Source organism: Cupriavidus sp. HPC(L) (assembly GCF_000307735.3).
In the GTDB taxonomy this organism is placed as follows: Bacteria; Pseudomonadota; Gammaproteobacteria; order Burkholderiales; family Burkholderiaceae; genus Cupriavidus.
This window is the reverse complement of sequence record NZ_AMPR02000372.1, coordinates 1-1,525: the sequence shown is the minus strand read 5'-3', so window position 1 is coordinate 1,525 and position 1,525 is coordinate 1. Positions and strand designations below refer to the sequence as shown.

Here is a 1,525-nt window from a genome sequence, read left to right as displayed (position 1 = left end):
GCCCGTTGCAGGCCGCGCGCGAGGTGCCGCTGGCCGGCTCGCAGATCAATCCGCTGTCGCGCGCGCCGATCGATACCGTACTCGATGTCGGGGTGCGCGCGATCAACGGCATGCTGACCGTCGGCCGCGGCCAGCGCATGGGCCTGTTCGCGGGCTCGGGCGTCGGCAAGAGCGTGCTGCTGGGCATGATGGCGCGCTATACCAGCGCGGAAGTGATCGTGGTCGGCCTGATCGGCGAACGCGGGCGCGAGGTCAAGGACTTCATCGAGAACATCCTTGGCGAGGAAGGCCGTGCCCGCTCGGTGGTGGTCGCCGCGCCAGCCGACACCTCGCCGCTGCTGCGCATGCAGGGCGCCGCCTATGCGACGCGCCTTGCCGAATATTTCCGCGATCAGGGCCGCCATGTGCTGCTGATCATGGATTCGCTGACCCGCTACGCGATGGCCCAGCGCGAGATCGCGCTGGCCATCGGCGAGCCGCCGGCGACCAAGGGCTACCCACCTTCGGTGTTCGCCAAGCTGCCGACCCTGGTCGAGCGCGCCGGTAACGGCGCCGAGGGCGGCGGCTCGATCACCGCCTTCTATACCGTGCTGGCCGAGGGCGACGACCAGCAGGATCCGATCGCCGATTCGGCGCGCGCGATCCTCGACGGCCATATCGTGCTGTCGCGCAGCCTGGCCGAGGCCGGCCACTATCCGGCGATCGACGTCGAGGCCTCGATCAGCCGCGCGATGACCGCCTTGATCTCGCCGGAGCAATTCGGCTCGGTGCGCCGCTTCAAGCAATTGATGTCGCGTTACCAGCGCAACCGCGACCTGATCAGCGTGGGCGCCTACGTGCCGGGCGCCGATCCCGAACTCGATCTGGCGATCCGCCTGCATCCGCGCATGGAAGCGTTCCTGCAGCAGGACATTCACGAGCGCGCGGGCTACGGCGAATCGATCGACCAACTGCATCTGCTCTTCGACAGGAGCGCAAATGGCTAAGGCCTCCCCGTTGAACACGCTGGCCGATCTGGCCCAGAACGACACCGACACCGCCGCGCGCGAGCTCGGACGGCTGCAGGGCCAGCGCACGCAGGCCGAACAGCAGCTCGCCGCGCTGACCCAATACCGGCAGGAATACCGCGCGCGCATGCAGGCGCTGATGCAGAACGGCATGCCGTCGGCGCGCTGGCACGACTTCTCGCAATTCCTCGATTCGCTCGACGCGGCGATCCGGCATCAGACCGAGGCGCTGGCCAAGGCCGAATCGCAACTGCTGGCCGGCCGCGCCAACTGGCAGAAACAGAAGCAGCGGCTGAACTCCTTCGACACGCTGATCGCACGCGCCGAGTCGCGCGAGCAGCAGATCGCCGCGCGCCGCGAGCAACGCGCCACCGACGAATACGCCGCGCGCCTGGCGCGGCAACAGGTCGGCAGTGGACACAACCAATAAGCCAGCAAGCACAGATGATCGATATCAGCCAAATCGTCAGCGGCGGCACCGCGGCCGCCACCGCCCCGCGCAACCCGCAGCCGGCCTC

The 1,525-nt window shown here is 68.4% G+C and carries 2 protein-coding genes; both read left to right on the top strand.

Features of this window, described 5'->3' with window-relative positions; all coding sequences use genetic code 11:
• Positions 1–986, top strand: a 986-nt coding sequence (locus tag B551_RS18025; RefSeq protein ID WP_043441016.1) for a FliI/YscN family ATPase, incomplete at its 5' end; no start/stop codon positions are given.
• Positions 979–1,437 carry a flagellar export protein FliJ gene (gene fliJ / locus B551_RS18020; protein WP_043441013.1) on the top strand — a complete coding sequence of 153 codons (459 nt, stop codon included), beginning with the start codon at positions 979–981 and terminating at the stop codon, positions 1,435–1,437. The genes B551_RS18025 and fliJ, both read left to right, overlap by 8 nt.
• The last annotated feature ends 88 nt before the right edge of the window (positions 1,438–1,525 follow it).

What these genes read in the sequence shown, in the direction of transcription:
- fliJ (WP_043441013.1), top strand. Translation starts at nt 979, where the DNA reads ATGGCTAAGGCCTCCCCGTTGAACACGCTGGCCGATCTGGCCCAGAAC.